The sequence below is a fragment of the Aliivibrio sp. S10_S31 genome, assembly GCF_014694495.1.
Taxonomy (GTDB): Bacteria; Pseudomonadota; Gammaproteobacteria; order Enterobacterales; family Vibrionaceae; genus Aliivibrio; species Aliivibrio fischeri.
On the sequence record NZ_JAAUWR010000019.1, the window covers coordinates 34844 to 56433 of the forward strand.

Annotated in this window: 18 protein-coding genes; 13 read left to right on the top strand and 5 right to left on the bottom strand. The window is 39.4% G+C overall.

Annotation, left to right across the window (positions count from 1 at the left end):
• Positions 1–39: 39 nt before the first annotated feature.
• From lolE to lolC, 3 genes are read right to left on the bottom strand one after another with little or no spacing between them, the layout of a single operon-like run.
• Positions 40–1284: a lipoprotein-releasing ABC transporter permease subunit LolE gene (gene lolE, locus HC728_RS15575; protein ID WP_065604583.1), complete on the bottom strand. Its 1245-nt coding sequence runs from the start codon at positions 1282–1284 to the stop codon at positions 40–42.
• A complete protein-coding gene (lolD, locus tag HC728_RS15580) occupies positions 1284–2000 on the bottom strand; it encodes a lipoprotein-releasing ABC transporter ATP-binding protein LolD (RefSeq protein ID WP_190395726.1) in 717 nt (238 codons plus the stop codon). Before lolD ends, lolE begins: the two co-directional genes overlap by 1 nt.
• Entirely contained in the window at positions 1993–3201 is a 1209-nt protein-coding gene (gene lolC / locus HC728_RS15585) for a lipoprotein-releasing ABC transporter permease subunit LolC (RefSeq protein ID WP_012534995.1), read from the bottom strand. Before lolC ends, lolD begins: the two co-directional genes overlap by 8 nt.
• Positions 3202–3368: 167 nt before the next feature.
• Here lolC and HC728_RS15590 point away from each other — a divergent pair, with 167 nt between their 5' ends.
• The 5 genes from HC728_RS15590 (at position 3369) to HC728_RS15610 (ending at position 9629) form a co-directional block, all read left to right on the top strand.
• Positions 3369–3938 carry a hypothetical protein gene (locus HC728_RS15590; RefSeq protein ID WP_012535462.1) on the top strand — a complete coding sequence of 190 codons (570 nt, stop codon included), beginning with the start codon at positions 3369–3371 and terminating at the stop codon, positions 3936–3938.
• Between the two features lie 15 nt (positions 3939–3953).
• Positions 3954–7409 carry a transcription-repair coupling factor gene (gene mfd / locus HC728_RS15595; RefSeq protein ID WP_190395727.1) on the top strand — a complete coding sequence of 1152 codons (3456 nt, stop codon included), beginning with the start codon at positions 3954–3956 and terminating at the stop codon, positions 7407–7409.
• A gap of 89 nt (positions 7410–7498) precedes the next feature.
• Complete coding sequence (locus HC728_RS15600; protein ID WP_190395728.1) at positions 7499–8389, top strand: peptidoglycan binding protein CsiV; 891 nt, start codon at positions 7499–7501, stop codon at positions 8387–8389.
• A gap of 118 nt (positions 8390–8507) precedes the next feature.
• Positions 8508–9131 carry a thiol:disulfide interchange protein DsbA/DsbL gene (locus HC728_RS15605; protein WP_065641215.1) on the top strand — a complete coding sequence of 208 codons (624 nt, stop codon included), beginning with the start codon at positions 8508–8510 and terminating at the stop codon, positions 9129–9131.
• A 24-nt stretch (positions 9132–9155) separates the two neighbouring features.
• Positions 9156–9629, top strand: coding sequence for an FKBP-type peptidyl-prolyl cis-trans isomerase (locus HC728_RS15610; RefSeq protein ID WP_012535474.1), 474 nt, complete (start codon positions 9156–9158; stop codon positions 9627–9629).
• Between the two features lie 67 nt (positions 9630–9696).
• Here the strand turns inward: HC728_RS15610 and HC728_RS15615 are convergent, their stop codons facing one another.
• Positions 9697–10317, bottom strand: a complete 621-nt coding sequence (locus HC728_RS15615) for a class I SAM-dependent methyltransferase (RefSeq protein ID WP_017018676.1) — start codon at positions 10315–10317, stop codon at positions 9697–9699.
• Between the two features lie 160 nt (positions 10318–10477).
• Between HC728_RS15615 and hutC the strand changes: the two genes are divergently transcribed.
• From hutC to HC728_RS15655, 8 genes are all read left to right on the top strand, one after another.
• A complete protein-coding gene (gene hutC, locus HC728_RS15620; protein WP_012535523.1) occupies positions 10478–11179 on the top strand; it encodes a histidine utilization repressor in 702 nt (233 codons plus the stop codon).
• 183 nt (positions 11180–11362) lie between these two features.
• Complete coding sequence (gene hutI / locus HC728_RS15625; RefSeq protein WP_190395729.1) at positions 11363–12589, top strand: imidazolonepropionase; 1227 nt, start codon at positions 11363–11365, stop codon at positions 12587–12589.
• Entirely contained in the window at positions 12579–13616 is a 1038-nt protein-coding gene (gene hutG / locus HC728_RS15630) for a formimidoylglutamase (protein WP_065604577.1), read from the top strand. Before hutI ends, hutG begins: the two co-directional genes overlap by 11 nt.
• 18 nt (positions 13617–13634) lie before the next feature.
• Positions 13635–15329 carry a urocanate hydratase gene (hutU, locus tag HC728_RS15635; RefSeq protein WP_155680316.1) on the top strand — a complete coding sequence of 565 codons (1695 nt, stop codon included), beginning with the start codon at positions 13635–13637 and terminating at the stop codon, positions 15327–15329.
• A 35-nt stretch (positions 15330–15364) separates the two neighbouring features.
• Complete coding sequence (gene hutH / locus HC728_RS15640) at positions 15365–16897, top strand: histidine ammonia-lyase (protein ID WP_017018680.1); 1533 nt, start codon at positions 15365–15367, stop codon at positions 16895–16897.
• Between the two features lie 110 nt (positions 16898–17007).
• Positions 17008–17253 carry a DUF2164 domain-containing protein gene (locus HC728_RS15645; RefSeq protein WP_017018681.1) on the top strand — a complete coding sequence of 82 codons (246 nt, stop codon included), beginning with the start codon at positions 17008–17010 and terminating at the stop codon, positions 17251–17253.
• Between the two features lie 182 nt (positions 17254–17435).
• A complete protein-coding gene (locus HC728_RS15650; protein ID WP_065604575.1) occupies positions 17436–19064 on the top strand; it encodes a methyl-accepting chemotaxis protein in 1629 nt (542 codons plus the stop codon).
• 218 nt (positions 19065–19282) lie between these two features.
• Positions 19283–20911 carry a methyl-accepting chemotaxis protein gene (locus HC728_RS15655; protein ID WP_190395730.1) on the top strand — a complete coding sequence of 543 codons (1629 nt, stop codon included), beginning with the start codon at positions 19283–19285 and terminating at the stop codon, positions 20909–20911.
• 78 nt (positions 20912–20989) lie between these two features.
• On the opposite strand, the gene HC728_RS15660 is transcribed toward HC728_RS15655, so the two are convergent.
• A complete protein-coding gene (locus HC728_RS15660; RefSeq protein WP_190395731.1) occupies positions 20990–21496 on the bottom strand; it encodes a cupredoxin family protein in 507 nt (168 codons plus the stop codon).
• Between the last annotated feature and the right edge of the window lie 94 nt (positions 21497–21590).

Below are 21590 nucleotides of genomic sequence, written 5' to 3' on the forward strand. Positions count from 1 at the left end.
ATATATCTAAGGGCTTTGGTCTTACTAAAAACTTATATTTTATTTTGAGCTTAATACTGCAGCGGGTTGCAATCGACTCGCTCTACGAGCAGGATACCAAGTGGCAATGCTGCTTAATAAGATCGCAGTACATGTGACAATCGCCACGTCACTCCACACCAATTGCGACGGCAGAAAATCTACAAAATAAATATCCCCAGATAAAAACTGATGACCAATAAGAGATTCAAGCGCTTTAATCATTGGAGTCAAATTCAATGCCACTACCGATCCTAAAACAGAACCTGCGATACTCCCTGTTACGCCAGAGAAAATCCCTTGGCAAACAAATATCCGTTTAATCAGGCCATCGTTAGCCCCCATGGTACGAAGAATCGCAATATCTCCAGCGCGATCTTTTACCGCCATCATGAGAGTGGATACAATATTAAAACACGCCACCCCAATAACGAGCACCATGACTAAATACATAATGGAGCGTACTAATTGAATATCACGATACAGATAACCGTATTTTTGAATCCAACTGCGTAAATACACGTATTCACTTAATGTACCACCTACTTCGCGTACAATATCTTGAGCATTAAGTACACTGCTTACTTGTAAAGACACACCAGTGACACTGTCACCTAAATTAATGTATTGCTGTGCATCCTTAAGAGGAACAATAGCTAAGCCATGATCAACTTGTCCACCAAGAGAAAGTAAACCCACCACCTGTAAACGCTGGCGTTTTGGAGAACGCAATTTCCTATCTGCATTCTCATCAGGGATCATCGCTGTTATCCAATCCCCAACTTTCACATTAAGTGTATCCGCCACGCCTTTACCTAAAATCACGCTTTGTTTATTGGCCTCAAACGCATTCCAAGCGGCTTTATCAATATACTCAGGTAATTTAGATACAGAATTTTCAAGTAAAGGTTCAACACCTCTAACTTCCACCGCTTTTAATTTACTGCCTCTTTCTAATAAAGCGGTAAAACGAACATAAGGTGCCGCGCCTGTGACTTTTGGGTGTTTTTTAGCTTGGATCATCATAGATTGCCAATCAGTCACCGGTTTTTTTACGCCCTCAAGCTCTGCGTGTGGAATAACTGACAAGACACGATTTTGCAACTCACGCTCAAAGCCATTCATGGCAGATAAACCAATGATAATGACGGCTACGCCAATCGCAATACCTAAAGTAGACGAGATAGAAATGAACGACACCATTTTGTTTCGTTGCTTCGCCCGTGCAAAACGACTACCGATAAAAAGAGAAAGCGGTGAAAACATTACGCCTCCATCTCTTGAGCTAAACTTGAACGCACGGTTTCTGTGATAAAGCGACCATCTTGCATACTTAGTTGCTTATCCAATTTTGCGGCTAATTCATTATCGTGAGTGACAACTAAAAACGCCGTGCCTGATTCTTGGTTAAGCTCGCGCATTAAATTATAAATATCTAATGCCGTTTTATGATCTAGGTTACCAGTTGGTTCATCCGCTAATACTAAAGCCGGTTTATTCACCAAGGCTCTAGCAATCGCAACACGCTGACGCTCACCACCTGAAAGTTCCGACGGGCGGTGTTCAATACGGTGGGCTAACCCTACTTTTTCCAGTAATTCAGTGGCTCGTTTCGCAGCTTCTTTCTTATTTACTCCACCAATAAGTAATGGCATCGCTACGTTTTCTAGTGCACTAAAATCAGCAAGCAGATGGTGAAATTGATAAACAAAACCAATATGCTGATTACGAATTTTAGCTTGTTTATTGGCACTCAACTTCGTCAATTCATTCTCTTGGAAATGCACCGTACCTGCCGTTGGTTCATCCAACGCGCCTAAGATATGAAGCAGTGTACTTTTACCCGAGCCTGATGACCCAACAATCGCCACTAACTCACTTTCATTAATTTGGAAGTCCACGCCTTTAAGCACTTCAGTTTCCATCGCGCCTTCTTGGTAAATCTTACGGATACCCTGACAAACTAATAATGGATTACTCATATCTTAATGCCTCTGCTGGTTGTACGACTGCTGCTCGATAAGATGGGAATACGGTCGCTAATAAACTTAATAAAATTGCTAGGATAATGACTACACAGACCTGTAATGGTTCAACCTCTGCTGGTAATGAGCCACCTACGGTAAATAATGACAAACCTAAAGTAGAGAGAATCACGTTAATATTGCTGGCAAAAAGAGCCCCTAAGGTACCGCCAACAATCGCTCCAATAACACCACTGCTTGCGCCTTGCACCATAAAGATAGCCAACACCTGATTACTCGTCATGCCTTGAGTTTTTAAAATAGCGACTTCCGCTTGTTTCTCCATCACGACCATAATCAGTGCTGAGATAATATTAAAGGCCGCGATAGCGACGATTAACCCTAGCATCAATCCCATCATGTTTTTTTCCATTTTTACCGCTTGGAATAACTCACCACGTTGATCACGCCAATCACTCCATGTCATATCGTGCTCTAATGGTATTTTCGCTAATTCGGTCACTTGAAATGGGTCTTCAAAAAACAAACGCCAACCCGTTATGTTGCCTTTTTTCAGCTTCATTAAACGAGCGGTATCTTGAATATTAGCAACCATTAACTGACCATCAACATCAGAACCAGTATTAAATACCCCAACAACTTTAAAATTGCGTTGGCTAGGAATACGCCCTAACGGTGTATATTGACTCGCATTGGTCACCATAATACGAACCGTATCACCATATCGAACGCTTAATTCTCGTGCTAATTTCGACCCTAAGAAAATACCGTATTCACCGGCTGCAAGTTGACGAACATTTCCTGAAATTAATTCATAAGCAATAGGATCGTATTCATTCGGATCAATACCAACCAGCATTCCCGCGCTTAACCCACGAGCACTTTGAATGATGGCTTCACCACGTACAACAGGCGTAACTTGGGTCACATGAGGCAAACTTGCTACATACTCACGCTCATCATCTAATGGTGTAATTTGATTATCGGTACTAGAGATAACCGCTTGAGGTAACACCCCCAAAATACGGTCTTTTAATTGACCTTCAAAGCCATTCATCACAGACAATACTGTCACCAAAGAAAGCACGCCTATGGTGATACCGGCTGTGGACATATAAGAGATAAAGCGACTAAATCTATCGCCAGAACGACCTCTTAAATATCGTAATCCTATAAATACTGATACTGGATGAAACATAAATTCTCTCAATCGCGCATATACAAGCTATAATCCTATAGTCTATCACGTAAAATACTGGTATTTATTCCTTTTTTACACTTCTTCCTCTCATTCAAAAAGATTAAACACTTGCTGATACTCAGTGACTTCGCCATAATTAATGAATAATAAATAGAGGGACGCTTATGTCGCACGATGAATATTTTTCGGTTCACTATGATTTAACTATCAATGTAGAGCCACTTGCTGTTGATACTTCACTACCAAACATGGAAACGTTTGAGCGAGAAATCCCCGCTCCATTTCGTGTTGCTCAAGAGTGCAGCGCCTTAGACGATGTGTCTGAAAGCGAATTATCTTTTTTAAAACAAGATGATGGAAAGCGTCTAGCTAACTATTTAAACAATCAAAATCAAAAACTTAACCTACTTCTTTCTTACTTGTTAATTCAACAAGATGACGCAGATTATCGTCATAAAACGTTAAGCTTTGGCGCAAGTAAGTTTACTTACCAAACAGACTCTGCATTAACTATTGGTCAAAAAGCCAAAGTTAAGTTGTTTTTAGAACATCCGCCTTCAGCTATTTATTGTTACGCTACGGTGACGCAGTGCACTGAAACTGACAACGGTTTTAACATCGAAATGGCTTATGAATTGCTCCGTGATATCGATCAAGACTTATTGATCAAAGCGGCTCTTTTCCAGCAACAAAAAATATTAAAACTTCGCGCACAAGAAAGAAACTTAACTTAATAATTGAATATCCTGATGCCTATTAAAAATTTACTGTCTCTCTCGTTACCAACTAAAGCGAATGATACTCGCTCTGTTGGTAATCTTACTGGTTCTTCTCTTGCTCTCGCGATTGCTGAGATAGAGCAGCAGCACCAAGGACCTATCATCGTTGCTGTTACTGAGCCTCAATTGGCATTTCGTCTACAAAATGAAATTAAACAGTTTTCTCAAAATGCAGTAGATGTTTTTCCTGATTGGGAAACCTTACCTTATGACAGTTTTTCACCGCATCAGGATATCATTTCAGATCGTCTATCGCGCCTGTACCATCTTCCACAACAGAAGAATGGGACTCTGATCGTTCCAGTAAGTACATTATTACAACGTCAGTCTCCTCAATCGTTTCTTCATAAACACGCATTAGTGGTTAACGTTGGCGATCGACTGTCGTTTGACAAATTAAAGCTGCAATTAGAAAAATCTGGGTACTTACATGTCGATCAAGTTATGAGTCATGGTGAATATGCAAGCCGTGGTTCCATTATTGATCTTTTCCCTATGGGCAATGGTCACCCATTTAGAATCGATTTTTTTGATGATGAAATTGATTCAATTCGTCAATTTGATCCTGAAAATCAACGTACGATTGAAGAAGTTAAATCAATCAACCTATTGCCCGCTCATGAATTTCCAACCGATGATGAGGCAATAGAAGATTTCCGTATTCGTTGGCGTCAACGCTTTGATGCTCGACGTGAACCAGAATCTGTATATCAACAGATCAGTAAAGGTACATGGCCTGCTGGTGTCGAATATTGGCAACCACTGTTTTTTGATGAAACAGAGACCTTGTTTGATTACCTACCAAACAACACATTATTGGTTACTATTGGTGATATTGAGAAGGCGGCAGATGAATTCTTAGCCGATGCTGAATATCGATATGATCAACGTCGAGTTGACCCGCTTCGCCCTCTTCTTCCTGTTAATGAACTTTGGCTAAATACCGCCGATATGTTTGCTTTATTTAAGCAGTATCCGCGTGTAAAACTCTCTAAAGAACCAGAAAAAGAAAAAGCAGGTCGTTTTAATCCTGATCTGCTTGAGTTACCTGAAATTGCAATTCAGCATCAAAACAAAGAACCTTTTGCTCAATTTCGTCAATTTTACGAGAAATTCAGTGGACAGGTTATCTTCTCTGTTGAATCAGAAGGTCGCCGTGAAGCGTTATTGGAACTTTTAGCTCGCATTAAGCTCAAACCCGCTATTTGTGAAACCATGAAAGAAGCCATGTCGCATAAAAACAAAGCGACCTTGGTTATCGGCTCTGCCGAACGTGGTTTTATTCTTCAAGACCCGTGCGTTGCTTTCATCTGTGAAAGTGATTTATTGGGTGAGCGTGTCATACAGCGTCGCCGTCGTGGTGATAAGCAGTCAGCAAGTAGTGATACAATTATTCGCAACCTAGCTGAGCTAAAAATTGGGCAACCTGTTGTTCACTTAGACCACGGTATTGGTCGATACATGGGGCTTCAAACCTTAGATGTTGGTGATATGCCAGCAGAATACATGATGCTTGAGTACCAAGATCAAGCCAAATTGTACGTTCCTGTGTCTTCGTTAAACCTCATCAGTCGCTATTCAGCCGGTGCTGATGAAACCGCTCCTATTCATAAATTAGGTGGTGAAGCGTGGACTAAAGCGCGTCGTAAAGCCGCAGAAAAAGTGCGTGATGTCGCTGCTGAGCTGTTAGATGTATACGCAAAACGCGCCATTAAACCCGGTTTTGCCTTCAAACAAGATCGCGAAGCCTATGCTGATTTTAAAGCGAGTTTCCCATTTGAAGAGACGCACGATCAAGACATGGCTATTAATGCGGTGTTATCTGATATGTGCCAAGCCAAAGCCATGGATCGCCTTGTATGTGGTGATGTTGGTTTTGGTAAAACAGAAGTTGCCATGCGTGCTGCTTTCTTAGCTACACACAATGAAAAACAAGTGGCGGTATTGGTTCCTACAACCTTACTTGCTCAACAACACTTTGAAAACTTCCGAGACCGTTTTGCAAACTTCCCTATTCGTGTTGAAGTACTTTCTCGCTTTAAATCGGCCAAAGAGCAAAAAGAAATCCTAGCAGCAACCGCTGAAGGTAAAGTAGATATTCTGATCGGCACACACAAATTACTGCAAGATAGCATCAAATTTGATGATTTAGGCTTACTTATTGTTGATGAAGAACACCGCTTTGGTGTGCGTCAAAAAGAGAAAGTAAAAGCCATGCGTGCCGACGTTGATATTTTAACGCTAACAGCAACACCTATCCCACGTACATTGAATATGGCAATGAGTGGTATGCGTGATCTCTCTATCATTGCTACACCACCAGCTCGACGCTTAGCTATCAAGACTTTTGTTCGTGAAAAAGCAGATGATGTGATTAAAGAAGCCATCCTGCGTGAAATTAAGCGTGGTGGCCAAGTTTATGTACTGCACAACAACGTTGATACGATTCAAAATGCAGCAGAAGAGATTGAAAAACTAATCCCTGAAGCTCGTGTTACTTTGGCTCATGGTCAAATGCGAGAGCGCGAGCTAGAAAAAATCATGGGGGATTTTTACCACCAACGCTTTAATGTGCTTGTTTGTACCACCATTATTGAAACCGGTATTGATGTACCAACAGCCAACACCATTATTATGGATAGAGCTGACAAGCTAGGTTTAGCACAACTACACCAATTACGAGGCCGTGTTGGGCGTTCGCATCACCAAGCGTATGCGTATTTATTAACACCGCATCCTAAAGCGTTAAGCAAAGATGCAAGAAAGCGCTTAGACGCGATTGCCTCACTTGAAGATCTAGGTGCAGGCTTTACCTTAGCAACACACGATTTAGAAATTCGTGGTGCAGGTGAATTGTTGGGTGACGGTCAAAGTGGTCAAATTCAATCTGTTGGCTTTACGCTTTATATGGAAATGTTAGAGCAAGCCGTTGAAGCATTAAAAGAAGGTAAAGAACCCTCTTTAGATGATTTACTGCGCGAACAAACCGAAGTTGAACTGCGTTTACCATCGTTAATTCCAGAAGATTACATACCAGATGTTAATACTCGCCTATCTTTATATAAACGTATTGCAAGTGTATCAAGCAACGGTGAATTAGATGAACTGAAAGTAGAAATCATTGACCGATTCGGCACTCTACCAGAAGCAACGCAAACATTGTTGATCAGCTCAGAAGTGAAAATGTTAGCCGCTTCATTAAAAGTGAAGAAATTAGAAGCACATGGTAACGGTGGTTACATTGAATTTGAACCTACTGCTGACATAAACCCTATGTTCCTTGTGTCATTATTACAGAAAGATCCTACGGGTTTTGCTCTAGATGGCCCAACCAAAGTCAAATTTATAAAAGACTTAACAGAGAGACAAACACGAATTAAATACGTAATGGACTTGCTCAAACTGTTCAACGAAAATAGAATCTAGTTATTAGGTTTAAATTATAAGAAAAACCAAATTTATAGCTTCACTTATGGATGATTGAAGCTTTAGAGCCCTTTTTCACCGGAGTATGAATGAAAAAAATAATTTACGCGTTGATTTTACTAGCAAGTTGGCCTTCTTTTGCTCGCCAATTTGATATTGAAGTTATTATTTTTAAACGCAACGTAGAACCATCATCTTATCAAGAGGCTTGGCCTGATGTTTTGGATCCAATTAATTTGGATCGTGCTTTCTCATATCGCGACAAAGCCATGATGAGCAAAAATGGTGCTTTTTTAATTTCGCAATACAAGCTAAATGACGTTTATCAAAAACTTCAGAACCATGCTGGCTTCAAACCATTAGTGCATGTAGCTTGGCGTCAAGGCGATTCAGGCTCTTCTCATTCTCCTATTTTCCATATTCAAGCAGGTCAAGATTTCTCAGATCGTTTTGTTGCGGATGGCCGAACCATTGCTGATGCTAAAGCAGACTTATCTTTAGTTCCTTTAGATGCTCCTGCACCGACACCAGCGCTTGTTGAGGGTGATGAAAATCTAGCACCAGAAACACCAACAGTTCAATCTGGTCCAATTCTAGAGCTTGATGGAACAATGCAAGTTTACGTACAACATTATTTATACGTAAAAACAGAGCTAGATCTTAAAGTTCCAGGTAAGCATGAATTTATTGTAAATACGCCTGAAGAAAAAGAAGCACTAGTTGAAGAATCGACTGATGTTGTTGCAAATGAAGAAAACAACGAAGAAGCCGTTGAAGTTACTGCAGCAGAATTAGAACCAGCTCAACCAATGAATGAGAACATTCAACTTGGTCATCTTGAAGATGTAACCCCAGATACAGAGATTAAAGAATTTCTTAAATCTTACCGTATGAAAGAGAAGCGTCAGATGCGTAGTGGAGAAACTCACTATATCGACCACCCTCTCATGGGCATGATTATCCAAGTGCGTAAAGTCTAATTATATAAAATCTTTACACATATTTACCAAAATAGGACAACATTTGTTGTCCTATTTCATTTCTACTTTCTTCATTTCATGCTATTTTCATTCGAAATCATAAACTATGAGAATTCTTATGAAATCCTTTATCAAACCACTGTTACTGATCCTTTCTTCTGCTCTTTTCTTAACAGCGTGTAGCGACAATAACGATCCAAAAGAAGGCGTACAATACGAAGTTTTATCAACATCATTAGAAAATGATGGCATAGCTCCGGTTACTGAAGTATTCGCCCTTTCTTGTGGTCATTGCCGTAATATGGAAAACTTTTTACCAGTAATCAGCCAAGAAGCTGGAACCGACATTGGTAAAATGCACATTACTTTTAACCAATCAGCACACATCGCATCAATGTTTTACTATGCTGCTGAAATGCAAGTAGATGGCGCACCAGATCACGCATTCATGGAAGATTTATTCGCAGCAACCCAAATGGGCGAAGGTACAACATTAACAGAACAACAAGAAGCTTACTCTAAAGCCTTCACTTCACGTGGCTTAGTAAGTCCATACGATTTCAATGAAGAGCAACGCGATATTCTGATCAAAAAAGTAGATAACGCGAAAATGTTATCTGAAAAATCAGGCATCAGCTCTGTACCAACGTTTGTTGTTAACGGAAAATACAACGTATTAATCGGTGGTCATGATGATCCTAAGAAAATCGCTGATACAATCCGTTACCTATTAGAAAAATAATTGATTTAAATATAAGGAAATAATGTGTCTAAAATCATTATCACACTAGCAGTAATCGTATTGGGTTATATGCTATTTCAACACTTTGTGAATAATCCAAAAGCAGCGAAAGCAAATATTGAGCTTGGTAATGCTTTTCTTGCTGAAAACGCAACAAAAGAAGGTGTTCAAACTACGGCTTCTGGCCTTCAATATCTTGTTCTTGAAGAAGGGACAGGTACTGAGCACCCTACAGCAAAAAGCAAAGTGAAAGTGCATTACCATGGTACAACCATCAACGGAAAAGTGTTTGATAGCTCTGTTGAGCGTGGCGAGCCAATTGAATTCGGTTTAAATCAAGTGATCAAAGGTTGGACTGAAGGTGTTCAATTAATGGTTGTAGGCCAAAAGATGCGTTTCTTTATCCCTAGCGACTTAGCTTACGGTAACCGTTCAGCTGGCTCTATCCAACCGGGTTCAGTACTTATTTTCGATGTTGAGTTACTTGATTTTAAATAATCCAAACTCATCTCAATAAGATAAAAATAAAATGGCTAATCACTTCGATTAGCCATTTTTGTATTGGTTATTTACTGCTATTGGTATGACGCATTACGATTGTGAAATCTTCATCTGCATAACCAGTTATTAATTCACTGTCTGGACAAAAGCTTAAACAGTATTTCAACACCTGCTGTGGGTCATGCGCTTCTAATAGACTCGACGATGTAAAATGTTCACTATTCAATAAGTTAAAAATAACGGCCTCTTCCGCTCTCTCATACATGTCTTTAATCACTTTTGCATGATAGGTTTTATTTCTAGCTCGATAATTTAAAGACCCACTTGCAATAACGATATCGGCTTTTGGTAATGTCGTTGCAGAAAAATCGGCTTTAATAAACTCACAATTTGTATGGTGTTTAAATAGTGATTTCGCCTGCTTGATAAAACTGCTCTGTTGATCAACACCGGTATAGCTCTTAATACAACAACTCATATCTAAAAATGTTTTAAAATCACCGTAACCACAGCCCAAATCCAACACCGTTTTTTGCTCAAAGTTGATTGCTTGCGTCATCGTTTTAAAACGCAAAAATTGAGATTCAGTAGAGCTCCATCCCAAACTTCTCGCATGATCACCTGAAAACTGCTTCTGTCTTTCATCATGAAAAAGACGAATGGTTAATCTATCTAATAAATGCATTGATAATGCTCTAATCATTTTGAATTGGTTTCAGGCACAGTTTACTCTGAGTATGAAATGATTTCATCTAACTTACTCTGATCTAATAAATAACAATTTAACTTGAAAGTTATTCAAAAAATTGCTTTTATTTGTATAGTCAATTTAAAAGTAGAACACTATGAGCCAACCTCGTTACTTACTGATAAAGCAATATCTTAATGAAAAAATTCAAACAAGAACTTGGCCTATTGGCTATAAAATACCAACGGAGATAGATCTTGCTAATGAATTTTCTGTCAGTCGTATGACAGCAAACAAAGCCATTAAAGAGCTTGTAAATGAAGGCTTATTAGAGCGAACACCACGCTTAGGCACCTTTGTTTGTCATAAAAAAGCTGAATCACCTCTGATGGAAATTCGTAATATAGCAACAGAAGTACACCAACGTGGCCACCATTACAGTAGCAAAGTAATTAAAAAAGAAGAAGTAATAGCTAAAGATGATATTGCTTTAAAGATTGGGGTTCGTAATGATACTTCGATTTATTTTACTCAAATTGTTCATTACGAAAATGATATTCCCATTCAGTTAGAAGACCGATGGGTTAATCCTTCATTTGTAAAAGATTATCTAAAACAAGATTTTACATTGCAAACACCGAATGAATATTTGGTTCAGATTTGCCCTTTAAGTGATATAGAACATTCTGTGGAAGCAATCATTCCAAATGAACACGTCTCCGAACTTTTGCATATGGATAATAAAACGCCCTGCTTATTACTGAACCGTCGAACTTGGAGTGAAGACAAATTAGTTAGCATTGCACTTTTGTATCATCCCGGTGATAGATATAAGTTAACGTCTCGCAGTAAAGTTTAATTTTCCCAGCTCGTACTTCATCGCTTCCCCTCTTCACAATTATAAAAGTGCAATGATTAATAATTGTACTTTTGATCACAACTTCGTTACATCCCATCTTGTCTTTTCATCAAAAACAGACTATTTATTTGTATATACATATAGTTTTTTATCACGATAACCAGATAAAAATGGACATGACGTATGGACAGAGTTTTTATTAATTTACATCTTGTTTCTATGGTGAATAAACAGCAGACGGGTTCTGATGGCTACCAAGTGGTGAAAGATGTCATGATTGGAGTAAGAAACGGGAAAGTTGAATACGTTGGTGAGCCCTGTCCCTCTATTTTACATGGCCATCCTGATATTATTGATTGTGCGCACGCATTAGTCACTCCCGGTTTTATTGACTGCCATACACATCTTATTTTTGCAGGAAATCGTGCAAACGAATTCGAACAACGTTTGCAAGGCATACCTTATGAAGAGATAGCAAAACAAGGTGGCGGCATTTTATCTACCGTACAAGCAACACGTGAAGCAAGTGAAGACAAACTTTATCACCTAGCGGTTCATCGCTTAGAAGGTCTCAAACGTGACGGCGTAACTACAATTGAGATTAAATCTGGCTATGGTCTAACTCTTGATGATGAAATCAAAATGCTTAAGGTAGTGAAACGTATATCTGAACTACCTGACATGAAAGTATCCTCTACACTTCTTGCTGCACATGCAGTCCCTCCTGAATACAAAAACCGCTCCGATGAATATATTGATTTAATTTGCGATACGATCATTCCTCAAGTGGTTAAATTGAATCTTGCTAATCATGTCGATGTATTTTGCGAAGGTATTGGATTTTCAACCAAACAATGTGAACGCGTTTTTCGTACGGCACTCAAGCATGGATTAAGAATTAAGGGGCATACAGAACAACTCTCCAACCTTGGAGGGAGTGCTTTAGCCGCCGCCATGGGAGCAGACTCTGTCGATCATATCGAATACCTTGATGAAAATGGTGTTAAAGCATTAGCAAAAAATAATACCGTAGCAACTCTACTTCCCGGAGCCTTCTATTATCTAAAAGAAACCAAACTCCCGCCAATTCCTTTATTAAGGCAATATAAGGTACCAATGGCTATTGCGACAGATTTTAACCCCGGAACCTCTCCTATTGCTTCATTGCGAACAATAATGAACATGGCCTGTACCTTATTTAAATTAACGCCAGAAGAGTCACTACGTGGCGTCACTTGTCATGCAGCACAAGCGCTTGGGTTGCAACATTTCAGAGGAAAAATAGCGGTTGGTATGGAGGCGGATTTTGCCATTTGGCAGTTGGAGTCACCGGCTGAACTTTCCTATCGATTAGGGGTACCTGACCTAATAGCTAGAGTTGTCGATGGAGAGATTTTTCATGAAAAATAATACATCGAGCAACATGACAAACTGGATCGGAAGAGTGGATCATGAAGATGGGGAACTTGGTTTACGATGGCATCAAAAAGTAAAAGAGGCAAAAAGTACAAATCAAGATGGCATAATGCTATTAGGCTTTGCCTGCGATGAAGGCGTTATTCGTAATAAAGGACGCAAGGGAGCTTATGCCGCTCCTCAGGTTATTCGCCGTGCATTAGCTAATTTAGCTTGGCACCATCAAAGCGATGTTTACGATGGAGGTGATATCCAGTGTAATGATGGCGACCTTGAATTAGCTCAAAAGCAACTCGCGATCAAAATAAAATCAGCCTTAGCCAATAGGCATCAACTTATTGTTTTCGGCGGTGGTCATGAAGTGGCATGGGGATCATTTCAAGGCATTGCTCGTTATTTACAAAACAAAGCTCTTTTAACATCACCTACAGCTCCACCACGTATTGGAATCATTAATTTCGATGCGCATTTTGATTTGAGGAACTTACCTCAATTACCATCAAGTTCCACCTCTCAATCAAGTAAACAATACGGCAACTCTGGAACGCCATTCCACCAAATATCAGAATTTTGTCATGTTCAACATTGGCCTTTCAACTATGCATGTTTAGGTCTAAATAAAGGCAGTAATACTCAAGCTCTTTATCACAAAGCAAAACAGTTAGGTGTGCTTCATTTTGATGATATTGAAATGAACCTATTAAATTTACCTCAAATTAAACAAGCTCTTTCCGAATTCATTGAACAAAACGATTTTCTTTATCTCACTATCGATATCGACGTATTTCCAGCGTCATGCGCACCGGGGGTTAGCGCTCCTGCAGTGCGTGGTGTTTCATTAGAGATTATAGAATCACTGTTACCTGATATTTTAAAAGCTAAAAACCAACACGGCGAATCCAAATTACTACTGGCGGATCTCGCTGAGTTTAATCCTACCTTTGATATTGATAATCAAACGGCACGTTTAGTTGCTCGGCTCGTTTGGACCATCGCTCACGGCATGAAATCAAATATGTAATAGCAAGGAGAAGCAATAATGACACAAACATCATCTAACCCTAGACTGGATGAATCTCGTACTATCATTGCACCGACAGGAGTCGAGTTAACGGCTAAATCATGGTTAACAGAAGCCCCACTTCGAATGCTAATGAATAATTTACACCCTGACGTTGCAGAGCACCCCCACGCTTTGGTGGTATATGGGGGGATTGGCCGTGCTGCACGAAACTGGCAATGCTACGATAAAATCATCGAAGTATTAACTCGTCTAGAAGATGATGAAACCTTAATGGTGCAATCAGGAAAACCCGTCGGAGTTTTTAAAACTCATGCTAATGCACCACGAGTATTAATTGCGAACTCAAATTTAGTTCCACATTGGGCTAACTGGGCGCATTTTAATGAACTCGATAAACAAGGTTTAATGATGTACGGTCAAATGACGGCTGGCAGTTGGATCTACATTGGTTCACAAGGTATTGTTCAAGGAACTTACGAAACCTTTGTTGCAATGGCAAAGCAGCATTTTAATGGTGATACACAAGGTCGCTGGATCCTAACTGGTGGGCTTGGCGGTATGGGAGGCGCTCAACCTCTTGCTGCAACCATGGCTGGCTTCTCAATGCTAGCGGTTGAGTGTGATGAATCTCGTATCGATTACCGTCTCCGTACTGGCTATGTAGACCGTAAAGCGACAACACTAAGTGAAGCTCTCTCTATCATTGAAGAAGCAAAACACTCGGGCTCTCCTATTTCTGTTGGTTTATTAGGTAATGCTGCTGATATCTATGCTGAAATTGTAAAGCGTGGAATTGTTCCTGACATTACCACTGACCAAACATCTGCTCATGACCCTCTTAATGGCTATTTACCTCAAGGGTGGTCAATGGATCACGCAGCAAAAATGCGCTTAAAAGATGAAATCAATGTTGTGAATGCAGCCAAAAAATCAATGGCAGTTCAAGTAGAAGCAATGCTATCTCTTCAAAAATCAGGCTCAGCAACGGTAGATTATGGCAACAATATTCGACAAATGGCTTTTGAAGAAGGCATCACTAATGCCTTTGATTTCCCTGGATTCGTCCCTGCTTATATTCGTCCTCTATTTTGTGAAGGTATAGGACCATTTCGTTGGGCTGCTCTATCTGGTGATCCTGAAGATATTTACAAAACCGACCAAAAAGTAAAAGAACTGATCCCTGATAATCCACACCTTCACAATTGGTTAGACATGGCACGTGAACGCATTCAATTTCAAGGGTTACCTGCACGTATCTGCTGGGTTGGACTAAAAGATCGTGCTCGTCTCGGTAAAGCATTCAATGAGATGGTAAAAAATGGAGAGTTAAAAGCCCCTATCGTCATTGGTCGTGATCATCTTGACTCCGGCTCTGTCGCCAGTCCAAACCGTGAAACCGAAGACATGATGGATGGTTCAGATGCCGTGTCTGACTGGCCGCTATTAAACGCCCTGCTCAATACTGCCTCTGGAGCAACGTGGGTATCCTTACACCATGGTGGAGGCGTAGGCATGGGTTTCTCACAACATTCAGGTATGGTCATCGTATGTGATGGCACTGATAAGGCAACTGAACGTGTCAGTCGAGTATTACATAATGACCCGGCAACGGGTGTAATGCGACATGCTGATGCAGGTTATGATATAGCGATCAATTGTGCAAAAGAGCAAAATCTAGATCTACCTATGTTATCTGTACCTAACAAATAAATTAATACTAATAAAATTATAATGAGAAGAAAATTATGTATTCATTAGACATTACTCCAGGTAAGTTATCCCTGAAACAGTTACGTGAAGTTAGCCGTCACCCTACAAAATTATCGTTAGATCCTAACGCTCTGCCAGATATGCTCATCAGTGCAGATGTTGTTGCTCAAGTAATTAAAGAAGATAAAACCGTTTACGGTATTAATACAGGGTTTGGTTTACTCGCTAATACACGTATTGCTGAAAAAGATTTAGAAACACTACAGCGCAGTATCGTTCTTTCCCATGCCGCTGGTATTGGTGAATTTATGGATGATGCGACCGTTCGATTGATGATTGTTCTCAAAATAAATAGTCTTTCTAGAGGTTACTCAGGAATTCGCCCTTTAGTTATTGACGCTTTAATACAATTAGTCAATTCAGAAGTCTATCCGTGTATTCCTAAAAAAGGGTCTGTTGGCGCTTCTGGGGATCTTGCTCCATTAGCTCACATGAGTACAGTCCTATTAGGAGAAGGTGAAGCTCGCTATCAAGATAAAATAATTTCAGGTAAAGAAGCATTAGACATAGCAGGATTAACTCCAATAACGCTGGCACCCAAAGAGGGACTAGCCCTACTTAATGGTACTCAAGCCTCTACAGCATTTGCACTTGAAGGTTTATTTGCGGCTGAAGATCTTTACGCTTCAGCCACTGTTTGTGGTGCCATGTCTGTGGAAGCTGCTCTTGGTAGTCGTAAACCATTTGACCCGCGAATTCATCGTGTACGTGGTCATCGCAGCCAAATGGATGCCGCACTTGCTTATCGACACCTTTTAGCTCAAAGCAGTGAAATCGGTCTTTCTCATCAATGCTGTGAGCGAGTACAAGATCCCTATTCACTTCGGTGTCAACCACAGGTGATGGGTGCTTGTTTACAGCAAATTCGAAACTCCGCTGATATTTTAGAGATTGAAGCCAATTCAGTCTCTGATAATCCGCTTGTTTTTGCAGATGATGGTGACATTATTTCTGGTGGTAACTTCCATGCAGAGCCCGTCGCAATGGCAGCAGACAACCTTGCTTTAGCCATTTCAGAAATTGGTAGCTTATCGGAACGTCGAATGGCGCTTTTAATTGACAGTGGATTAAGCAAGTTACCTCCATTTCTAGTCGACAATGGCGGTGTAAATTCAGGTTTTATGATAGCTCAAGTAACCGCTGCCGCATTAGCTAGCGAAAATAAAACACTAGCGCATCCCGCTTCAGTTGACAGTTTACCAACTTCAGCAAACCAAGAAGATCATGTCTCTATGGCGACGTTTGCAGGACGTCGGTTAGGTGATATGGCAGAAAACACACGTGGTATTTTGGCTGTTGAACTATTAGCGGCAGCTCAAGGGCTCGATTTTAGAGCGCCAAATAAAAGCTCAGATAGAATAGAAATAGCAAAATCACTATTACGTGAACGTGTCGATTTTTATGATAAGGATCGTTACTTTGCACCAGACATTGCAAAAGCCAACTCATTATTAGAAGAAGCCACCTATAATCATTTAATGCCCGAAACCTTACTTCCTAGTCTCTAAAAACTCATACCCTTGGAGAAAATTCCATCTCTAAGGGTGTTCTTTCCCAATTTGAGTCTTCATTTTTTATCAGTACAATAACAATATCTTCAATAAATCAAGGAAGTACAATGCCAACGATTAATATTCCAAAGAACAAACGTGACGAATTAATCCAACAATTTCAACGTTATTTCGAACAAGAGTTGGACCATGAGTTGGGGCAATTTGATGGAGAGTTCTTATTAGATTTCATCATTAAGCAAACAGGGCCTGTCTTTTATAATCAGGGATTAGCTGATGCTCAAGCCATTATTGAACGTAAAACTCAAGATATTGCTGATGAGATTTACGAAATTGAAATGTCAGAAAACTAAATAAACATAAATAAAGAATGATGATTTAAACAGCAATTTAACCAAGATTATCTAATAAAAATTTAAAATTGCCATTTTTTGTTACATCTCCCATCGACAAAAGTGTGACAAAAGTCTAAAATTCGAGAAAATGCAAAATAAATATAAATTTACAATCATTTTCTCAAATTTAAGAGGCCTTAATGCAATTTTCATTAAAAAATACGTCTATACGTATTCAAGTTTTACTACCCGTTGTACTCACCGCACTAGCTCTGTTCATTTCTTTAGGTTTCACCGCCTCTACACTTGAGGAAGAACAAGATATTATTGCTAGCAATACTGATTCTTTCGTCTTCTATAAAGACCAACTTGCAAAAGTTGACGATGAAGTTTATCCGCTACGTATCAGTGCCGTTTATGCCATTTACGATACGGATCGTCGTGCAAACTTCACGGCTGAATTACGAAATAAAGTAGATGACATCAATGTATTACTGGATGAACTAGAAGCAAGAAAAACATTCGCTAAAGAAGTTAACCTCGTTCGCACAAATATCAATAACTACGTTCAGTTTTCTCATAAGGTTATTGAATACCTAAATAAAAAAGAAAGTGGGCAGGCCGTTTCTCAAAATTACGATGCGCTTATCTCGCAATACCGTAATATTGGTAATAGCATGGTTTCGTCTATCAATGCCCTTTCTCAACGTGTAAATGAGTTTTCTGATATCGCAATGAAAGAAAGCTATGAGAAAAACACTCAAGTGAAAACCACAGCAGGTCTAACTATTTTAGCTGTGTTTATTATTTCGATGATCACTGCATGGTGGCTTTCAGGCTTAATTGTTAACCCAATTCAACAAATTCAATTAATTATCCGTCGCTTAGCTGAAGGTGATTTAACGGTACGAGCTAATGCCGATGGTGATAATGAGATTGCAACATTAAGCAAAGACATCAATACCACAGCATCTCAATTGCAAACCACAGTAGAAGCATTATCACGCATCAGTGAAGACGTTGCGGCAGCATCAACAGAACTAGCGGCTGTGATGACTGAAGCGGAAAACAACTCACAGAAAGAGCTAAGTGAAATCGAACAAGTCGCTTCTGCTGTTAATGAGCTATCAAGCACAGCAAATAACGTGAGTGACAATGCATTAGCGGCAGATAAAACAGCACGTGATACAAATGAATTAGCTCATAATGGATTAGATATCTTTACTCAAAGTAACAAAGCAAGTGAAGAAATGGGTTCAGCACTAACAGACGCGGCAGTGGTTGTTAATCGATTAAAAGAACAATCTGAGCAGATCAACAATGTCGTTGAAGTTATTCGTGGCGTATCTGATCAAACGAACCTACTCGCTTTGAATGCGGCAATTGAAGCTGCACGTGCAGGTGAATCTGGTCGTGGTTTTGCGGTTGTTGCTGATGAAGTTCGTATGCTTGCAGCTCGCACGCAAGATTCAACTCAAGAGATTCAAACGATTATTGAATCACTTCAAGAGCAATCTACCCTTGCGAATGCAAGCATGGAATCGAGCTTAGACAAGCTAGAATTAAATAAAGAGCTGACAGCAAAAGCTAGTGATGCCCTACTTCAAATTACCAATTCGATAGCATCGATCAATGATATGAATACGCAAGTGGCAACGGCTGCTGAAGAGCAATCTCAAGTAACTCAAGATATTAACCGCAACGTGGTAAACATGTCTGAATTAGTCAATCAAAATGTTACGGGCATCAGCCAAAGCGCAAGTGCAAGTAATGAACTATCAAAGCTGGCTGAACAACAAAAAGAACAGTTATCATTCTTTAAGTTGTAATGTAAGTATCCATAGCGAATTAAAGCAGCAAGGTTAATCTCTTGCTGCTTTTTTGTATCTATAAAAAATGAATTTACGTTCAATTAATCTAGATCAATTAAAAATACACATTTAGTTACAATTTCAATCGACAAGAATGTGACAAAGGTCTATATTTCGAGAAAATTCTAACAATGAGACATATCTAACGATATTTTTTCGAATTACAGAGGCTGAAAATGCAATTTTCACTTAAAAATACGTCTATTCGCGTTCAAGTTTTACTGCCAGTATTATTTACAGCATTGGCTTTGTTCTTTTCTCTTTGGTATACGTCAGTAAGCCTTGATAAAGAGCAAGATATTCTAAATAGTAATACGACTTCATTTATTTTCTACAAAGATCAATTGGCAAAAATTGATGATCATATGTACCCAATGCGTATCAGCGCAGTCTATGCTATCTATGATCATGAACGTAGAATCGATTTCTTAAAGAATTTAAGCCAAAATGAGAAGATCCTAAATGAACTTCTTGTTGAAATTTCTGCCCATAAAACATTCAACTCTGATGCTGAAATAGTTAAAAAAACGGTTCATGACTATTTAGATTTCTCTAAAAAGATTCTTAACTTTCAAGAACAAAAAGAGCAAGGAATAACAACTGGCGAAGATTACCGTTCACTAATTGCTCAATACAGCAAGTTAGGGAATATTATGGCGGAATCAATTAATACGCTATCTGCAAAAATTAATGATACCTCTACCAATGAAATAAACAAAAGCACAGAAAGAAACACGCAAGTTCAACATAATGCAATTATCACTGTTCTTATTGTTTTTGTTATTTCATTAGTAACATCTTGGTGGTTATCAGGGTTGATCGTTCACCCTATCCAAAAACTTCAATTGGTTATCCGTAAATTAGCAGAAGGTAACTTAACGGTTCGTACTGATATTGATGGCGAAAACGAAATTGCTCAATTAAGCCAAGACATCAACACCACCGCTATTCAACTTCAAGCAACCATTGAAGAGCTTCACAACATCAACCAAAGCGTGGCTTCAGCATCGACTGAACTTGCAGCCGTAATGAATGAAGCTGAGCTTAACTCTCAAAAAGAGTTGTGTGAAATTGAACAAGTTGCTTCTGCGGTAAACGAGCTATCTAGTACCGCTAACAACGTAAGTGATAATGCATTAGCTGCAGATAAAACTGCTCAAAACACCAGTGATTTAGCTAAAGCTGGTTTAGATGTATTTACTCAAAGTACGGATGCAAGTGAAAAAATGGCCGTTGCATTAACGGATGCTGCGGTAGTTGTTAATCGTCTAAAAGAGCAATCTGAACAAATTAATAACGTTATTGAAGTGATCCGTAGCGTCTCAGAGCAAACTAACCTACTTGCTCTAAACGCAGCCATCGAAGCGGCACGTGCTGGTGAATCTGGTCGTGGTTTTGCTGTGGTAGCGGATGAAGTTCGTTTACTTGCTGCACGTACGCAATCTTCAACTCAAGAGATCCAAACCATTATTGAAGCCCTTCAAGAGCAATCTGGTTTAGCTAATGAAAGTATGCAAACCAGCCTTGATATGCTTGAGTTAAATAAAGAGCTAACGGCAAAAGCTGGCGATGCGTTAATTGGTATCACTGAATCAATCAATGCCATTAACGACATGAACACTCAAGTTGCTACAGCTGCTGAAGAGCAATCGCAAGTAACTCAAGACATTAACCGTAACGTCGTTAATATGTCAGAATTAGTGAACCAAAACGTTACAGGTATCAGCCAAAGCGCCATTGCAAGTTCAGAACTGTCTCGACTAGCTGAAGAGCAGAAACAACAACTGTCGTTCTTTAAGTTATAGTTGCGCTCTTAATGAAAGAAAGCGGTAAGGCCACCCTCCTTACCGCTTTTTCATATCATCTAATTAGTTACGTTGGTATTACAATGTAATTTTCTTTACCATGCCCGCTTCTGCGTGTCCCGGAATATTACAGGCAAACTCCACATTCTTATCACCATGAAAATGCCAAATAATTTGTTTTGCTTTACCCGGTTTTACAGTTACTGCACTGCCGCTATCATGCGCATGACCTGAAGCCATCTTCTTCATCATCTCACGATGTTCTAATTGTTCAGCTTCATTACCAATAGCAAATTCATGATCAATTTTACCTGTATTCATAATCACAAATTGTACAATATCATTTGGTTCAATATTCACTTCTTTCTTAAAGGTAATTTTCATATCATCAGACAAAATCACATGCACGACTTTATCTGGTTTCATACCTGTTGCTGGCATACCTACCGCGTTCATATCTTTCATCGACATACCGTCCATCTTACTCATATCCATTGAACCATGATCCATTTTACTGTGGTCCATCTCTGCCATTGCTGAACTTGCAACAAGTGTTAATGCTATTGCTAATACTGTTTTTTTCATTTGATTTTCCTTTCATTTCTTAATTGATATATGGCTTACTACCTATTTCGTAAGCCATTAATAATGGGTTTGAACACCAATAAAAATGGTATAA

Bases quoted from the DNA above. Each gene is read 5' to 3' on its own strand.
- lolC (WP_012534995.1), bottom strand. From the start codon at position 3,201: ATGTTTCATCCAGTATCAGTATTTATAGGATTACGATATTTAAGAGGT.
- HC728_RS15590 (WP_012535462.1), top strand. From the start codon at position 3,369: ATGTCGCACGATGAATATTTTTCGGTTCACTATGATTTAACTATCAAT.
- hutC (WP_012535523.1), top strand. From the start codon at position 10,478: ATGAGCCAACCTCGTTACTTACTGATAAAGCAATATCTTAATGAAAAA.
- HC728_RS15660 (WP_190395731.1), bottom strand. From the start codon at position 21,496: ATGAAAAAAACAGTATTAGCAATAGCATTAACACTTGTTGCAAGTTCA.
- HC728_RS15615 (WP_017018676.1), bottom strand. From the start codon at position 10,317: ATGCATTTATTAGATAGATTAACCATTCGTCTTTTTCATGATGAAAGA.
- hutI (WP_190395729.1), top strand. From the start codon at position 11,363: ATGGACAGAGTTTTTATTAATTTACATCTTGTTTCTATGGTGAATAAA.
- HC728_RS15600 (WP_190395728.1), top strand. From the start codon at position 7,499: ATGAAAAAAATAATTTACGCGTTGATTTTACTAGCAAGTTGGCCTTCT.
- HC728_RS15645 (WP_017018681.1), top strand. From the start codon at position 17,008: ATGCCAACGATTAATATTCCAAAGAACAAACGTGACGAATTAATCCAA.
- mfd (WP_190395727.1), top strand. From the start codon at position 3,954: ATGCCTATTAAAAATTTACTGTCTCTCTCGTTACCAACTAAAGCGAAT.
- hutU (WP_155680316.1), top strand. From the start codon at position 13,635: ATGACACAAACATCATCTAACCCTAGACTGGATGAATCTCGTACTATC.
- hutH (WP_017018680.1), top strand. From the start codon at position 15,365: ATGTATTCATTAGACATTACTCCAGGTAAGTTATCCCTGAAACAGTTA.
- lolE (WP_065604583.1), bottom strand. From the start codon at position 1,284: ATGTTTTCACCGCTTTCTCTTTTTATCGGTAGTCGTTTTGCACGGGCG.
- HC728_RS15655 (WP_190395730.1), top strand. From the start codon at position 19,283: ATGCAATTTTCACTTAAAAATACGTCTATTCGCGTTCAAGTTTTACTG.
- HC728_RS15605 (WP_065641215.1), top strand. From the start codon at position 8,508: ATGAAATCCTTTATCAAACCACTGTTACTGATCCTTTCTTCTGCTCTT.
- lolD (WP_190395726.1), bottom strand. From the start codon at position 2,000: ATGAGTAATCCATTATTAGTTTGTCAGGGTATCCGTAAGATTTACCAA.
- hutG (WP_065604577.1), top strand. From the start codon at position 12,579: ATGAAAAATAATACATCGAGCAACATGACAAACTGGATCGGAAGAGTG.
- HC728_RS15650 (WP_065604575.1), top strand. From the start codon at position 17,436: ATGCAATTTTCATTAAAAAATACGTCTATACGTATTCAAGTTTTACTA.